Genomic DNA, 13857 nt, shown 5'->3' with positions numbered 1-13857 from the left:
ATCGATCACTGTACGTTTGTACAGGTCGCAATCATATCAAATGTGGCGGCCAATGCCGCACGCGGCATTGCCGTTCCGCTGCCCCGGCTTCGGTCAGAACTGGTAATTCACCGACATGTCGAACACGCCGTTGGTCGACTGCTGCGTGATCGGGCTGCGCGCCGCGCGGCCGACGAGCTGCTCGAGCGCGCCGTCCATCGTGACGAACCAGTGCTTGTTCACGAACCACACCATCGTCACGCCCACGCCGGCCGACTTGATCCCGGCCCCGGACGAATAGGCCGGCAGCCCCGAGCGCGCCGCCGCCCCCTGGTTCACGCCGAACCAGCTGTTCATGTAGCGGGAATCGGCGAACGACACGGTGGGCCCCGCGAACCAGAAGAAGTGTTCGTTGCTGCCGGGCATCGGCATGTACGCGGAAAAATCGCCGGTCCAGCCGTTCGACCCGCCGATGCTGCGCCGCACGTCCGCGCGCAGCACGAGCGGGAAATCCTTCGAGACCACGTAGTCGGCCGCGAGCTTCATCACGGGCGCCGCATTGATGTTGTCGAGACCGTTCAGATGGCCGAGATCATCGGCCGAACGGCGCCCGAGGTCATAGCCGACCGACAAACTCACGCGCCAGTTCGGCCCGCGCAGCACGTTCGCGCCGAGCCCCTCGCCGGTCGACAGGAAGAACAGGTCGCGATAGCGGATATCGAAATTCGGGCCGCCCATCACGCGATAGCGGTCGGAGCCCGCATAGCGCGGCTGCAGCGTCATCGCGGCGCCGACGCTGACCTGCCAGGTCGGGATATTCGGATCGAAGAGTTTGCGCAGCGGCACGCCCGCCGTGTATTGCCATTCGCCGAGCGGCGAAGGCGTCTGGGCCGACGCGTCGCGGGCGCCGGCGGCGGCGAGCGCCGCGAATGCCGACAGGCTGGATACGAACCGGCGTGCGCCGGGGGACAGCAACAGGCGAGCAACAGGGGTCAAGGCGGTCTCCGTCGGTTGCATGAAAGGAACCTGAGGGAAAGCGCGTCGCGCTTCGTCGGCTGCAACGGCACGCAGCCTGCGGCGCGAACGTAGCATGCGCTGAATTAATGGACATCCTACGCGACGCGCGCACAGACGCAAAGCGCCCGCTGTATGCGGGCACTTTGCCGGAAGCCGGCATGCGCCGGCGGATGATTGCGGAATCAGAAACGCTCGACGTGATAGTCGCCGGCGAGCGCGGCCGGACTGCGCGTCGACATCATCCGGGAGAAACCGTCGGCGAGCCGGCCGAGCGCCAACTGCTTCTGGCTGGCGTCCCAGTGCGTAAAGGTGTCGTACGCGGCATCGTCGAACGAAACGGTCACGGCGACCGGGCGGCCGCTCGCGCGAAAGCCGATCTGCAGCACGCCGCCCGGCAATTCCTCGATGTGATAGTGCAGCGAACGCGATTCGAAATAGCGGCCCAGTACCTGAGCGATCGCGCGCTTGTCTGGCGATTGCACGTGAATGTCCATGACGGTCCTCCTTTTCAGTGTTCGCGCGGCCGGTGGTGGCGCACTGCCCCGGCCGGCATCCGCATCGGCGGCGGATTCGACGGCGGGTCGCCCTGCGGCAGCCCGTCGGGCACGGGCGGGTCGACCGGGTCGTCGTGCCCGGGCGGCGGCGGATCCGGTTCGACGTCGGGTGTCGTCGGTTCGGGGCGGTGCAGCATGGATGGCGTCTTCATGTCACTCCTGCGCGACGGCGCGCGCATCTCGATGGCGAGGCGAGCCCCGCAAGCGCCGTGCCCGCTCTCGCGCCGTTCCGTTCAATCGTCGTAAGCCGCCATGACGAGCCACATCGTGCGCCCCTCGGCGGTCAGTTGCACGGCGAGCGCGAACGGGTCGGACGGCTCGCATTGCGCGACGAGCGCCTGCTGGGCCCGCTCCGGGCTGTCGTAGACGACGTCGTTCAGCTCGCGCACCTCGTCCTTGCCGTCGAACATGCGCCGCTCCGGGCGGTAGACCCGCGACTCGCGCTTCCACGTATCGAATCGCTCGCGCACGTGGCCGAAATCGCCGCCGCATACGTTCGCGTCGTAACGTATCCTTTCCCTGGCTGCATTCATCACGATGTCCTCTCGTCCAGACCGGACGCGTGCCCGGCCGTTCTGGCCGGCTTGCAAGCGCCGTGCCGCGCGCGCCGCGGGTACGCCGCTTGCGCTTCTCATCGACAAGGAGGTCCGACCATGATCGTTCACGCCACCGGCCGCCGCGACGCCGTGTCACCGGTTGCCGGAGTGCTCCGGCTCGCCACGTCGCGCCCGCCGTCCGAAGACAAGACGGAGGAGCGCATCGACGAAGGGCTCGAGGAGACGTTCCCGGCCAGCGATCCGCCCGCCGTCGGCGGTGCAACCCGTATCGACCCCGCCAAGCCGTCCGGCGAGCACGAACGTCGCGCGCCGCACGTCCCTTCACCGCCCCCCGATCACGGCTGACGGCGGCACCCGGCCCGCGGTGCGGCAGCGCATGCGCGGGCCGGCGAAATCAGGAGCGATTCGATGAAAGTCCTTGAACGCAGATGGCATGAAATCAGTGGCGCGGCCGGCGTCGCGGCACTGGCCGCGATCGAAAGCGCCGTGGTGCTGGCGATCGTCACGATGACGGGAATTGGCCACTGACGTCCCGCGTTGATGCCCCTGCCGCGAGGCGGCGACCGCCGTGGAAGATGTACAAGCGGGCTGGCAAATTTCTCCGTCCTCCGGCCGTCCGGGCGCCGCGTGCGCGCATCGCGCGCGGCACGCGGCCTGCTCCCGTCTGGATCCGATCACGAAGGAGGCGTTCATGTATCGCGTCAACGAGATCATGTCGCGCGACGTAGTATGCGTCGCACCGACCGACACGATTCGCCGTGCGGCCGAATTGATGCAGCGCTTCGACATCGGCGTGCTGCCCGTGTGCGAGGGCACCGAGCTCGTCGCGATCGTGACCGACCGCGATCTGGCGGTGCGGGCGCTGTCGCACGGTCATTCGCCCGATACGCCGGTGCACGCGGTGGCGTCCAGACCCGTGCAGTGGTGCGTGGAAGACGACGGCGTCGGCGACATTCAGCAGCGGATGGCCGACGTGCAGTTGCACCGGCTGCCGGTGCTCGATCGCAGCCGGAAGCTGGTCGGCATGGTGTCGCTCGGCGACATCGCGACGCGCGCGGGCGGCCCGGCGCGCGACGAGCTGGCCAATACGCTCGAGGACGTATCGCTGCCGCGCCGCCGCTGACCGGCATCCTTCATCATTCTGCGCGCCCCGCTCCCCCGGCGCCGTACCGCGCGATGAATTTGCGCGCGGACCGCGGCGCCGCTTCGACCAGGAGGTTTCGATGACAACGGACAAACCGTCGCGCGACGCCGCGCGCATCGTCGGCTCGAACCCGCGCACGGCCGCCGGCGGGCCGGGGCCCGACGTGATGGCCGCGCGCACGCTCGAAGACGATCGCGTGCTGACGATGGACGGCGACGACATCGGCAAGGTGAGCCACATCATGCTCGACGTACGCGCGGGACGGATCGCGTACGCGGTCGTGTCGTCGGGCGGCTTGCTCGGGATTGGCGACAAGCTGCTCGCGGTGCCGTGGAACGCGCTCGTTCTCGACGCCGAGCGCCAATGCTTCGTGCTGCCGGTCGACACCGCGCGCGTGCGCGAGGCGCCCGGCTTCGACAAGAGCCGATGGCCCGCGATGGCCGACCCCGAATGGGCCGAAGCGCTGCATGCGTACTACGGCAGCTCGCCTTACTGGCTGATCGAGGAAGGCGAAACGGCGCTCGATTCGCCGCCGTACGAGGCATCCCCCGGCGGCCCTGAAGACGGCACACGGCAGCACTGAAGCGCACCCGCCGCAATGCGGGTCACTGCGCGGTGGCCACCGTCTTCGCGAGTTGCCGCGCGGCGCCCAGGTGCGCGTTCAGCGTCGGCAGCGTGCGGGCCGCGAACGCGCGAAGCTGCGGGTCGCGACCGTCTTTCGCCTCGGTTTCGTAGAGCCGGACTGCCGCTTCCTGCGCGCGGGGCCCGGCCAGCGCCACGTACGCCGTATCGAATGCGTGCCCGTCCTTCGCTCGCAATGCCGTCACCTCCGGATCCACGAGCATCCGCGTCTGGACCGGCACGCCCTTCTGCGCGCCGAGATGCCGCAATTCGTCTGCGATACGCGCGTGATCGTCGACCATCCGGCGGGCGAAGGCTTTCACGTCCGCGTTCGACGATCGATCGAGCGCGAGCTGGCCGGCCTGTCGTTGTACCTTGCCGATCATGCCGGCCTTGTCGACGAACTCGGCGTCGAGGCCGGCCGGCCGCTGCGTCATACCGGCCTCGTCGGCGGTCGAGCCCGGCCGGATGACGCCCGGCGCGACCTGCGCGGACGAAGCGGGCGGCGCCTGCGCGTGCGATAGCGCGAACGTCCCGACACCGGCGGCGGCCATCAGCATGATGGCTGCCGGCCCACGCCCGCGTTGTTTCATCCGGTTCGTTTTATTCATCCGGGCCTCCGATGTCGGGCGACGAAGCGGGGCCGGCCGCGCGGCTTCCCGTCACGCGGGACGATGGGCCGACGTGAAGAAATCGGTCCACGCGCCGTTGTGCCATGCGCCCTCGGTGCGCTCCACCGACAGCGCGCCGGCGGCGAGCATCGTCCGCTCCGCGAACGCGATCGTGCGCCGCGTCACGTGCGCGGCCAGCACGACGCCGTTTTCGCATTGCTTCAGTGCGCCATGTCCCTCCGGTGCATCGCCGCGCATCCGGCCGAGCGCGCCGCACAACGCGCCGACATAGGCGCCGACGAGCGGCACCCCGATCCACGCGAGCGGGGAATGAAGCCCGCCCAGATGGAGCACCGCGGCGCCGGCGAGCCCGACGACCGCGCCGATGGCCACGCCTTCCAGCGCGCCGAGGCCGCCCGGCCGCGCGGCGGAGTCCGCATAGACGTCGCCGCCGAGCCAGAACAGCGCGTGCTGCCCGGGCGGATTGAGAAAGAAGACCTTCACGTCGTCCCGATGGATGGCGTGGCCGCGCAGTTGCTCCGCGCAGCGTTCCGCCTGCTCGAGCCGCGAGAAACGGCCCGCGATGATGGTGTCCATGTCGAACCCTCCTGCCCGGTGACGCGCAGGGTCGCGGGCGCGCGACGCCCGATCGGCCCGGCGCTGGCCCGCGCATCACATTACTTCCGGCGGAGCTGCAGCTTGTCGCGCACGCCGCTCACGCCGCTGACGTCGTGCGCGACGCGGACCGCGGCCGCGCGCTGCCGATCGTCGGGCACGTTGCCCGTCAATTCGACCACGCGGTCATGGACCTGCACGTCGATGTCGCCGGAAGCCAGGCCGCGTTCGGCGACGAGCGCGGCCCTGACGCGGGACGCGAGCGTCGCGTCGCGGATCTGGCCCCCGACGGCCGACGCCTGGCTCGCCAGCTTCGCACGCGTGCCCTCCTCGGCCGATGCGTAGCGGGGCGTCGCGATCCATGCACACGACAACATCAGTATGCTCGCGATCCGCCCGATCGGCGTCCTGCGTCGCGTGCGTGCCGGCTTGCCGCCCGTGCCGTCGCGCCGCGTGCTTTCCGTTGCGTCCATCGTGCCTCCTTTTTCGTATGCGGCCGGGGCGGTCAGGCGGCCGGATAGCCGCGCCCGTGTATTGGCCGTCACCGCTCGCGCGGCTTCGCGTCGCCCGCGTCGTCCGGGGCGACATCGACGATCACGCTCGCGAGCGTGGGCATGTCGACCGGCTTGCACAGATACGCATCGAACCCGGCGGCCATCACGCGGCGCCGGTCGGTCTTGCCGGCGTGCGCGGTCACCGCGACGACCGGCAGATGCCCGCCGCCGTTCGGCAGGCGCCGGATCCGGTCCAGCAGCCAGTAGCCATCGCCGTCCGGCATCGCGAGATCCGACAGCACGACGCTCGGCGGCTGCCGCGCCACCGCGTCGAGCGCGTCGTGCCCCGAACGCGCGGTCGATACCTGCGCGCCCATCGTTTCGAGCGCGGCCGCGAGGCTGGTGCGCGACGTCGCGTCGTCGTCGACCACCAGCACGCGCTGACCGTCGAGTGCGACCGTATTGGCCATGCCCTTCGCGCGCACCGGCCGCTCCACCGGATCGTCGGCATCCCAGCCGGCCGGCAGCGTCACCGTGACGGTCGTTCCGCGCCCGGCGCCCGCGCTCGTCGCGACGACGTCGCCGCCGTGCAGCTGCACGATGTTGCGCACGATCGACAGGCCGAGCCCGAGGCCGCGCTTCGGCGACGTGAACGCGCCTTCCGGCCGGCTGAACGTCTCGAACAGATGGGGCAGGCGTTCCGGCGCGATACCTTGCCCGGTGTCGGCGACCGACAACCGTACGCGTTCGCCCGCGCGCGTCAGCGACACGTTGATGCGGCCGCCCGGCGGCGTAAACTTGATCGCGTTCGACAGCAGGTTCGACAGGACCTGGCGCAGGCGTTCGCCGTCCGCCGGAATCACGCAGGCCGGCATCGCGTACTCGGTCGACAGCACGAGCCCGTTCGCCTGCGCCGTCGCGTCGAGTTCGCGCGCCGCATCGCGCACGATCCGCACGAGATCGACCGGCACGCGTTCGAGGCGCAGCCGGCCGGTCGCGAGGGACGACGCGTCGAGCAGATCGGCGACCATGTGCGACAGCGACCGCGCGCTGCGGTCGATCGCATCGACCGCCTGTTGCGCGAAGCCCTGCCCGTCGGCGTTGCGCAGTACCTCGACCCAGCCGTAGATCACGTTCAGCGGCGTGCGCAGTTCGTGCGAGACCGTGGCCAGCAGCTCGTCCTTCAGCCGGTTCGACGCATCGGCCTGCACGCGTGCGTCGCGAGCGCCACGCAGCGAACGCAGGTCGCGGCGCTCGCTGCGGCGGCGTTCGCCCGCTTCGCGCAGCATCAGCGACAGGCCCGCGCAATGGCCCTCTGCATCGACGATCGGCGAAGCGGCGAAGGTGGCGCGAAACCGGCCGCCGTCGCGGCGCACGCAGAGTACGTCGAGCGGCCCGACCGGCGCGCGCAGGTCCGCGAACGACGCCGGCACCGCATGCCGGCGCAACCAGCGCGGCGCGATCATCGTGACGACGTCGCGTCCGCTCGCCTGCGCCGCATCGATGCCGAAGATTCGTGCCGCGGCCGGATTCCAGCTGGTGATGCGGCGCGCGGCGTCGATCCCGACGATCGCATCGGGCGACGCATCGACCACCTGACGCAGCAGCCCGTCGTCGCGCACGCCCGCGCCGGCGGAAGGCTCGCGGTGCGGCGGGTGCGGCTCGCCGCGGGCGTCGTCGAACGCGCGCGGACGATCGTTCGCGAGCAGCGGCTTCACGGCCGCCACCAGCACGCATTCGACGAAACCGATCGCGACGAACGTGCCGGCTTGCGCGAGCAGTGTCGCCAGCGGCGCGGCGCGCCACCACCATGCGGCGATCACGCCGATGCTGGCGACGGTCGCGACCAGACCGCCGCCGAACGACGTCAGCCATGCGGCAGCCGCCACGCCGGCATAAAAAGGCAGCGGCGCAAATGGCGCGTGCTCGCCGACAGCCCGGATCGCCCACGCCTGCAGCGCGGACGCGAGCCCGACGGCCAGTACGACCCATGCACCCTGCCGGAACAGCTCACGGGTCAGAGTCCTCATTGCATCCTTGCATCGCGCCGGCTCCCGTCGTGCGGGGGGAATGCCGCCTTTCGGCCATCCGGCATGCCGTCGAACGCGCCGGGGCGAGCTTGAGGGCGTCAGCAAAGAACGTACCCGGGTGGCGGCGCATTCGCGGCCCGCGGCAGCCGATGGCCGGCCCCGCGCCGGCGCCCGGTGCGACCGGGCCGGTGGCGGGCGGGTTCGCCGGGCGCGCCGCCGCGATATGTCGCCGGCCGCTTTTTTCATCGGGTTTCTGTAAAAAAGCGCTGGTCCTGACCGAGCGCGTCATCACGCCGGGGCCGGCGACAAACCCGATGGCCTGTTGCTTTCACTCACGACGCGCACATTGGAATTTTCTATTCGGCGGCACCTTCGCGGTCGTTTCGCTGTCGATGATAAATATTGCAATCAACGGAACGTGCGATGCCGTTTTTCAAAACGGCCCGTGAACACCTATGGGTGAATCCGCCAACCGGGCGAAGCAGCGCGCAGACGGTCGCCGGCTGTCCGGCCGGTCCGCCGCGATGCGCACGCTCCTCGCCCGTATCGAGAAAATCGCGCCGACCCGCGCGAGCGTGATGATTGCCGGCGAAAGCGGGGTCGGCAAGGATATCGTCGCGCGGCGGCTGCACGATCTGAGCGCGCGACGCGACGGTCCGTTCGTGCCGATGAACTGCGGCGCGATTCCGCCCGACCTGGCCGAGGCGCATCTGTTCGGGCACGAGAAAGGCAGCTTTACCGGTGCGATCACGCAGCGTGAAGGCTTCTTCGAAGCCGCGCGCGGCGGCACGCTGCTGCTCGACGAGGTCGCGGAAATGCCCGCGGCGCTGCAGGTGAAGCTGCTGCGGGCGATCGAGTCGAACACGATCGTGCGCGTGGGCGGCACCGAATCGATTCCGCTCGACGTGCGGTTCGTTTCGGCCACCCGTCACAATCCGGCCGACGCGGTGCGCGACGGCCGGTTGCGCGAGGACCTGTTCTACCGGCTCGCCGCGTTCGCGATCTACGTGCCGCCGCTGCGCCAGCGCGACGGCGACGTCGAGACGATCGCGCAGGAGTTCGTCGACACGCTGAACGCGCGGCATCGCGCGCACAAGCGGCTGACCGACGCGGCGATCGCCGCGTTGCGCGCGTATTCGTGGCCCGGCAACGTGCGCGAACTGCACAACACGATCGAGCGTGCATACATCCTGTCGGACGAAGGTATCGACGTCGCGCTGCCGAAGCAGCCGCTGCCGGCGGCCGCCAGCACGTCGGAAGGCGCGATGGCGCTGCCGCTCGGCGCGACGCTGCACCATGTGCAGCAACGCTTCATCGCGGAGACGTTGCGTCACTTCGACGGCAACAAGCCGCGCGCGGCCAAGGCGCTCGGCATCAGCCTGAAGACGCTCTACAACCGGCTCGCGCTGATGCGCGACCAGGGCGGCTCGTGAGCGGCGCGGCCCGCATGGCGCGGGCCGCGAGCCACCCGGCCACGGGGCGCGTCAGGCGACCTTGAACTGCCCGACCGTCGTCGCCAGCGCATTCGCCTGCGACTGCAGCGCGGTGGCCGCCGCCGTCGACTGTTCGACGAGCGCCGCGTTCTGCTGCACCATTTCGTCGAGCTGGCTGACCGCGCGGTTCACTTCCTGGATGCCGCGCGTCTGCTCGTTCGCCGCGTGCGTGATCTCGGAGATGATGGTCGTCACGTTCGCCACGTTGGACACGATCTCGCGCATCGTGTCGCCGGCCTGGCGTACCTGCCCGGACCCGGCCGACACGCTCGCGACCGTCGATTCCACCAGCACCTTCACTTCGCGCGCGGCCTGCGCGCTGCGTTGCGCGAGGCTGCGCACTTCCTGCGCGACGACCGCGAAGCCGCGGCCCTGCTCGCCCGCCCGCGCCGCTTCGACGGCCGCGTTCAGCGCGAGGATGTTGGTCTGGAACGCGATCCCGTCGATCACGCCGATGATGTCGCCGATCCGGCCCGACGCTTCCTCGATCTTCCCCATCGTCGCGACGACGTCCGACACGACCACGCCGCCGTGCGACGCGATCCGCGACGCGGCCGCTGCGCGTTCGTCGGCCTGGCTGGCGGCGGCGGCCGACTGACCGACGGTCGCGGTGATCTCTTCCATCGACGCCGCGGTTTGCTCGAGGCTCGCCGCCGCCGATTCGGTCCGCGACGACAGGTCCTGGTTGCCGGCCGCGATCTCGTTCGCGGCCGTGCGCACCGATTCGCTCGCGTCGCGGATCTGGCGCATCACGTCGTTCAGCTTGTCGACGAAGCTGTTGAACGAGCGCGCGATGTCGGCCACTTCGTCGCGGCCGGCGGCCGGCAGGCGCTGCGTCAGGTCGCCGGCGCCCGAGCCGATCGCGGCCATCGCCTGGCGCACCTGCGACAGGCGGCGGAATGCCGTCGTGGTGATCGCGCCGATGATCAGCGACGCCACGCCGACGATCACGATCAGCGTAATCAGCGACGCGGTCAGCAGCGAACGCATGCCGGCCGTCGCTTCGGCCTTGTCGAGCAGCACCAGCGCGTACCAGTCGGTGCCCGGCACGGGTTTCGCGCGCACGAGCTTCGCGTCGCCGCCGACGCCGACCTCGACCGGCGCGTTCGCCGCCGCGATCGATGCGACGCCCAGCGAACCGAGTTCGGGCGATACGTCGGCGACCGGCTTCAGCGTGAGCTTCGCGTCCGGGTGCGCGACGACGTGGCCGCTGCTGTCGATCAGCATCCCGAAGCTCGCCGGCGTCGGGCGGATCGACTTGACGTTGGCGATCACGCTGTCCATCGACAGGTCCGCGGCGACCACGCCCTTCAGCGCGCCGTCGCGCAGGATCGGCACCGCGAACGTGACGACGAGGTTGCCGGTGCCGGCATCGACGTACGGCGGCGTGACGACCGGCTTGCCGGCCTGCGCGGCCTGCTTGTACCACGGGCGGCCGGTCGGGTCGTAGTCGGGCGGGATGCCGGTCGGGTCGGAGAAGTGGAACGCCTTGTCCGCATAGCCGGCATAGACGTTCGTGAAGCCGCCGGCCGTGGCCATCTGCTTGAACACCGGCAGCGGATCGGGCGTCAGCGCGGCATCCTGCAGCGACGCGATCATCCGGCTGCGGGTCGCGACCCAGTCGGCGATCCCCACCACGTGGCCGCTCGCGACCGAGACCAGGTTGCGGTCGATCGCGTCGTCGTTGTACGAGCGTGCGATGAAATAGTTGATCAGGGTCGTGGCGACGAGCGCGAATACGACGATGGAGACGCACGCGGCGAGAATGCGGGCGCGAATGGACGAAAACATGGCAACGACTCGGTAAGAGCGGGCGAACGCCCGGTGGACGAATTCACCGGGTAAACGGCAAATCGCACCACTTTCTTGAGGTCGTCGTGACGATTCAGTGAAACATATGACGAAAGGCGCCGGCGACTGTCGGCGGACCGTCAGGATGGCTGGCGCGCCGGGCCCCCACCCGGCCGCCATCCGCTACAGCCGACGGCTCGGCCGCGGATCGGTGTCCGCGGGCGCCGCATCGGCGCGCGTGTCACGGTCGAGGTCGTCCTTCTGGCGCATCCGCTCGCGCAGATGGCGGATCGCGAATACGTGGATGTAGTCGTGCACGCGTGCGCCGGACGACAGCGCGCGCACTTCGTCGTCGAGCATCGCACGCAGCTGATCCGCGCCGATCGCGCGCCGTTCGGCGGCTTCCTTCAGTGAATCGAGCAAATTGTCCTTGGACATCGACGGACTCCTGGCGGTCGAGGAACGAAACGGATGACGGTACTGGAAGCTTACGACTGGATGGACGCGCGGCGTACGATGCGCCGGCGCGTGTTTGCGCGCGATCAACGGCACGTTGCGTGCCGCCGCGCCGATCCGTTTCCGGACCGGCCCCGCGAAGTTCGCGGGGCACATGGCCTGCGAACGACACCGGAAACCCTGCCACGCCACCCCGGGGCGCGGCACTGGCGACGGACGGCAGGTGGAACGCCATGCGACGCCGGTGCAGACGCGAACTTAGACCGGCCGAAATCATGCGTCAAGCAGCGCCGTGCGCGTACCGTCCATTCGTCGAACGAACGCGCCGAATCGGCCGGTCGGCCGGTCGGCCGCCACGTGTGTCAGCGGATTCCGATACGCGTCGCGCCATTTCCTGACAACGACTTCAGCACGCACCGCTTGGCAGCGCGCCGCCGCCACACGATACTGATCACATGAACCACGCGTTCATACCGGAACATCGCTCAGCCGGCCACCGAGCCGGCACGCGGGGTTCCGCGCAGGAGACCAACCATGGCACATCGCAACTTACCGGGCCGGGACGGCCAGCGGCGCACGTCGGGCAACGCGCGCGCCCTGCCCGACCGGGCCGCATCGGCCGGCAACCGTCCGTCCGACGACCTCGACACCTTGCTCGCGCTCGCACGCGAGGCCGGATTGCTCGTCACGCTGGACGGGCAGATCGGCCGCGAAAAGTATCAGAGCGTCGCGGGCTCGGTCCTCGCATTGCAGCGGTTCGCCGCGGCACTGTGTGCGCGAAACGCGGCCGACGTGCCGGCCGCATCGGAGCCGCGTCGCAAGGCGCGCCCGGGCTGGCCGCACGCGAATCGTTTGCGCAGCCGCACGTGCAGCGCATGCGCGCCGCTGCATGTCGTGCGTCCGCATGGGCGGGTACGACGCGGCGCGGGCCGCCGGCACGACCTGCGATCGATTCTTCGTACCCTCTGATCCGCGCACGTAACCGATGCGCGGCACGGGGCCATGCAATGGTTGCGCGCATCACGACCCGGCCGCCACGCCGGCGTCGCGCCGTGCATCCGCCATGCTCGCCGCGATCCGTATCGAGGTGACCGCGCGCGACGACGCGCCGCTCGACGCAGCCGCGTTCCAAACCATTCGTTCGGGGAAGTGAATTCGACGGGGCCACGCGGAAAGCGGACGGGGTGACTTCCACCCCGCCCGTCCTCCAAGGCAACCGTCGGTTGCCTACCCTCGTGCCAGAGAGTTCCCGGTCGGATGACGCGCCGGACAAATACGTGGCGCGATTCCTGAAACGATGTGACATGTGACGGCGGCGCGTGCGACCGTGATCGCCACTCGCATGCAGGCGCGGCCAGGAACGCGCCTGCACGGCAGACCGGCCGCGTCGCAGGATGTTCCATCACTGTCTCACGCGATATGCGCGGCGTTTCTGATGCAGGTCAATCCAGAACCGCTTCCACCGTCACGATGCGCGACTCAGTCCGCGCCGCGCACCAGCAGCACGGGCACTTCCGCGAGATGCGCGACCCGCCGCGCGACGCTGCCGATCAGCCAGGCGGCGATGCCGCGACGGCCATGCGTGCCGACCACCAGCAGCTCCGCCCGCCAGTGCACGGCATCGCGCATCAGCGCATGGGCCACGTCGTCGCTGGTCGGACGCGTTTCGACGATGGCGCGCTTGGTCGGATTGCCCGTCGCATGGAACAGCGGGCCGACCTTCGCGAGCGCATCCTCGCCCTCCGCGCGGTATGCATCCTCGAGCGCGCGTACCGGCACGACATCCGTCAGACGAACCGCGCGATCGATCACGTACGCCGCATACAGCAACGTCGTCGGCGCCGCGAAGCCGAGGCCGACGCGCACCGCGTGCAGCGACGGCTCGCTGCCGTCGACCGCGAACATCAGCCGCTGCAGCGTGCCGTCCGACGGCCGTCCATAGGTGCCCGGCACGATCAGCAGCGCGCAGCGCGCGCGTTTCGTCAGCATGTCCGACATCGCGCCTTCGACGAGCCGCAACAGCCCGTGATGCGGATTCGCGCCGATCACCAGCACGTCCGCATGCCACGTCGACGTATCGTTCACCAGCGCGTCCGCCACCGAGCCGCCCGTGACCGACGTATCGATGACCGCCAGTTCGACTTCGATGTCGCTGTCGTCGAACAGCGCCGCGATCCGCTCGCCGGTAGCCTGCGCTTCGCGCATCATGTCCTCGCGCGCGGAGGTGAGTAGCGCGTCGATGCGCGGAATGTCGGGCAGCACGAGACGCGGATTGTCGACCGCGCAAATGATGCGCAATCGCATGCCGGGACGCAGCAGCGTGCGCACGTAACGCGCGGCGGTCAACGATTCGGGCGTCGAATCGACGGCCAGTGCGATCCGAGCGAGCGTCGGGATGGGCTGGGCAGGCTGCATGGCGAAGGCCTCCGTGCGTGCACGTCGTCGCTGAACGACGACGGGCGCTTCGCGCGGTAGCGGCACGCGGCGGCCGGACT

Annotated in this window: 17 protein-coding genes; 6 read left to right on the top strand and 11 right to left on the bottom strand. The window is 69.8% G+C overall.

Annotated features, from left to right (window positions below; all coding sequences use genetic code 11):
- Positions 1 to 93 precede the first annotated feature (93 nt).
- The 4 genes from QZM15_RS02755 to QZM15_RS02740 form a co-directional block, all read right to left on the bottom strand.
- Positions 94 to 996 carry a MipA/OmpV family protein gene (locus tag QZM15_RS02755; RefSeq protein WP_179231776.1) on the bottom strand — a complete coding sequence of 301 codons (903 nt, stop codon included), beginning with the start codon at positions 994 to 996 and terminating at the stop codon, positions 94 to 96.
- A 182-nt stretch (positions 997 to 1178) separates the two neighbouring features.
- Positions 1179 to 1490, bottom strand: a complete 312-nt coding sequence (locus tag QZM15_RS02750) for a hypothetical protein (protein WP_060011367.1) — start codon at positions 1488 to 1490, stop codon at positions 1179 to 1181.
- Between the two features lie 14 nt (positions 1491 to 1504).
- Positions 1505 to 1702 carry a hypothetical protein gene (locus QZM15_RS02745; protein ID WP_059639473.1) on the bottom strand — a complete coding sequence of 66 codons (198 nt, stop codon included), beginning with the start codon at positions 1700 to 1702 and terminating at the stop codon, positions 1505 to 1507.
- An 81-nt stretch (positions 1703 to 1783) separates the two neighbouring features.
- The gene (locus QZM15_RS02740; protein WP_060968916.1) at positions 1784 to 2083 is read right to left on the bottom strand and encodes a hypothetical protein; all 300 of its coding nucleotides are present in this window, start codon (positions 2081 to 2083) and stop codon (positions 1784 to 1786) included.
- A 120-nt stretch (positions 2084 to 2203) separates the two neighbouring features.
- On the opposite strand from QZM15_RS02740, the gene QZM15_RS02735 reads away from it, so the two are divergent.
- The 3 genes from QZM15_RS02735 to QZM15_RS02725 all read left to right on the top strand — a co-directional run bounded on the left by QZM15_RS02735 (position 2204) and on the right by QZM15_RS02725 (position 3834).
- Positions 2204 to 2452, top strand: a complete 249-nt coding sequence (locus QZM15_RS02735; RefSeq protein WP_059574405.1) for a hypothetical protein — start codon at positions 2204 to 2206, stop codon at positions 2450 to 2452.
- Between the two features lie 346 nt (positions 2453 to 2798).
- Positions 2799 to 3230 carry a CBS domain-containing protein gene (locus QZM15_RS02730; RefSeq protein ID WP_059574406.1) on the top strand — a complete coding sequence of 144 codons (432 nt, stop codon included), beginning with the start codon at positions 2799 to 2801 and terminating at the stop codon, positions 3228 to 3230.
- A gap of 100 nt (positions 3231 to 3330) precedes the next feature.
- A complete protein-coding gene (locus QZM15_RS02725; RefSeq protein WP_099317450.1) occupies positions 3331 to 3834 on the top strand; it encodes a PRC-barrel domain-containing protein in 504 nt (167 codons plus the stop codon).
- Positions 3835 to 3856: 22 nt separating this feature from the next.
- Here QZM15_RS02725 and QZM15_RS02720 read toward each other — a convergent pair whose 3' ends face one another.
- The 4 genes from QZM15_RS02720 to QZM15_RS02705 all read right to left on the bottom strand — a co-directional run bounded on the left by QZM15_RS02720 (position 3857) and on the right by QZM15_RS02705 (position 7622).
- Positions 3857 to 4483 carry a DUF4142 domain-containing protein gene (locus tag QZM15_RS02720; RefSeq protein ID WP_124658151.1) on the bottom strand — a complete coding sequence of 209 codons (627 nt, stop codon included), beginning with the start codon at positions 4481 to 4483 and terminating at the stop codon, positions 3857 to 3859.
- A 51-nt stretch (positions 4484 to 4534) separates the two neighbouring features.
- Positions 4535 to 5080 carry a hypothetical protein gene (locus QZM15_RS02715; RefSeq protein WP_059574409.1) on the bottom strand — a complete coding sequence of 182 codons (546 nt, stop codon included), beginning with the start codon at positions 5078 to 5080 and terminating at the stop codon, positions 4535 to 4537.
- Positions 5081 to 5160: 80 nt separating this feature from the next.
- Positions 5161 to 5571 (bottom strand): BON domain-containing protein, encoded by a 411-nt coding sequence (locus QZM15_RS02710; RefSeq protein WP_302105743.1) that lies wholly within the window; start codon positions 5569 to 5571, stop codon positions 5161 to 5163.
- A gap of 68 nt (positions 5572 to 5639) precedes the next feature.
- Entirely contained in the window at positions 5640 to 7622 is a 1983-nt protein-coding gene (locus tag QZM15_RS02705; RefSeq protein ID WP_302105741.1) for an ATP-binding protein, read from the bottom strand.
- A gap of 149 nt (positions 7623 to 7771) precedes the next feature.
- Between QZM15_RS02705 and QZM15_RS02700 the strand changes: the two genes are divergently transcribed.
- Together QZM15_RS02700 and QZM15_RS02695 are read left to right on the top strand one after the other, a co-directional pair.
- Positions 7772 to 8071 (top strand): hypothetical protein, encoded by a 300-nt coding sequence (locus tag QZM15_RS02700; protein WP_302105740.1) that lies wholly within the window; start codon positions 7772 to 7774, stop codon positions 8069 to 8071.
- A 6-nt stretch (positions 8072 to 8077) separates the two neighbouring features.
- Positions 8078 to 9055: a sigma-54-dependent Fis family transcriptional regulator gene (locus QZM15_RS02695; RefSeq protein ID WP_059639467.1), complete on the top strand. Its 978-nt coding sequence runs from the start codon at positions 8078 to 8080 to the stop codon at positions 9053 to 9055.
- A gap of 51 nt (positions 9056 to 9106) precedes the next feature.
- Here the strand turns inward: QZM15_RS02695 and QZM15_RS02690 are convergent, their stop codons facing one another.
- Together QZM15_RS02690 and QZM15_RS02685 are read right to left on the bottom strand one after the other, a co-directional pair.
- Entirely contained in the window at positions 9107 to 10906 is a 1800-nt protein-coding gene (locus tag QZM15_RS02690) for a methyl-accepting chemotaxis protein (protein WP_302105739.1), read from the bottom strand.
- Positions 10907 to 11089: 183 nt separating this feature from the next.
- Positions 11090 to 11344 (bottom strand): DUF3562 domain-containing protein, encoded by a 255-nt coding sequence (locus QZM15_RS02685; protein ID WP_059574414.1) that lies wholly within the window; start codon positions 11342 to 11344, stop codon positions 11090 to 11092.
- 552 nt (positions 11345 to 11896) lie between these two features.
- On the opposite strand from QZM15_RS02685, the gene QZM15_RS02680 reads away from it, so the two are divergent.
- Entirely contained in the window at positions 11897 to 12331 is a 435-nt protein-coding gene (locus QZM15_RS02680; RefSeq protein WP_124658147.1) for a hypothetical protein, read from the top strand.
- A 510-nt stretch (positions 12332 to 12841) separates the two neighbouring features.
- Here QZM15_RS02680 and QZM15_RS02675 read toward each other — a convergent pair.
- Complete coding sequence (locus tag QZM15_RS02675; RefSeq protein WP_060310965.1) at positions 12842 to 13777, bottom strand: universal stress protein; 936 nt, start codon at positions 13775 to 13777, stop codon at positions 12842 to 12844.
- Positions 13778 to 13857 lie beyond the last annotated feature (80 nt).

The organism is Burkholderia sp. AU44665, assembly GCF_030504405.1.
GTDB classification, from domain to species: Bacteria; Pseudomonadota; Gammaproteobacteria; order Burkholderiales; family Burkholderiaceae; genus Burkholderia; species Burkholderia semiarida.
Note: the sequence above shows the minus strand (reverse complement) of the source record. Positions and strands in the feature narration are given on the sequence as shown.

Coding starts and splice junctions, on each gene's coding strand:
- QZM15_RS02755 (WP_179231776.1), bottom strand. CDS start 996: ATGCAACCGACGGAGACCGCCTTGACCCCTGTTGCTCGCCTGTTGCTG.
- QZM15_RS02750 (WP_060011367.1), bottom strand. CDS start 1,490: ATGGACATTCACGTGCAATCGCCAGACAAGCGCGCGATCGCTCAGGTA.
- QZM15_RS02745 (WP_059639473.1), bottom strand. CDS start 1,702: ATGAAGACGCCATCCATGCTGCACCGCCCCGAACCGACGACACCCGAC.
- QZM15_RS02740 (WP_060968916.1), bottom strand. CDS start 2,083: ATGAATGCAGCCAGGGAAAGGATACGTTACGACGCGAACGTATGCGGC.
- QZM15_RS02735 (WP_059574405.1), top strand. CDS start 2,204: ATGATCGTTCACGCCACCGGCCGCCGCGACGCCGTGTCACCGGTTGCC.
- QZM15_RS02730 (WP_059574406.1), top strand. CDS start 2,799: ATGTATCGCGTCAACGAGATCATGTCGCGCGACGTAGTATGCGTCGCA.
- QZM15_RS02725 (WP_099317450.1), top strand. CDS start 3,331: ATGACAACGGACAAACCGTCGCGCGACGCCGCGCGCATCGTCGGCTCG.
- QZM15_RS02720 (WP_124658151.1), bottom strand. CDS start 4,483: ATGAATAAAACGAACCGGATGAAACAACGCGGGCGTGGGCCGGCAGCC.
- QZM15_RS02715 (WP_059574409.1), bottom strand. CDS start 5,080: ATGGACACCATCATCGCGGGCCGTTTCTCGCGGCTCGAGCAGGCGGAA.
- QZM15_RS02710 (WP_302105743.1), bottom strand. CDS start 5,571: ATGGACGCAACGGAAAGCACGCGGCGCGACGGCACGGGCGGCAAGCCG.
- QZM15_RS02705 (WP_302105741.1), bottom strand. CDS start 7,622: ATGAGGACTCTGACCCGTGAGCTGTTCCGGCAGGGTGCATGGGTCGTA.
- QZM15_RS02700 (WP_302105740.1), top strand. CDS start 7,772: ATGGCCGGCCCCGCGCCGGCGCCCGGTGCGACCGGGCCGGTGGCGGGC.
- QZM15_RS02695 (WP_059639467.1), top strand. CDS start 8,078: ATGGGTGAATCCGCCAACCGGGCGAAGCAGCGCGCAGACGGTCGCCGG.
- QZM15_RS02690 (WP_302105739.1), bottom strand. CDS start 10,906: ATGTTTTCGTCCATTCGCGCCCGCATTCTCGCCGCGTGCGTCTCCATC.
- QZM15_RS02685 (WP_059574414.1), bottom strand. CDS start 11,344: ATGTCCAAGGACAATTTGCTCGATTCACTGAAGGAAGCCGCCGAACGG.
- QZM15_RS02680 (WP_124658147.1), top strand. CDS start 11,897: ATGGCACATCGCAACTTACCGGGCCGGGACGGCCAGCGGCGCACGTCG.
- QZM15_RS02675 (WP_060310965.1), bottom strand. CDS start 13,777: ATGCAGCCTGCCCAGCCCATCCCGACGCTCGCTCGGATCGCACTGGCC.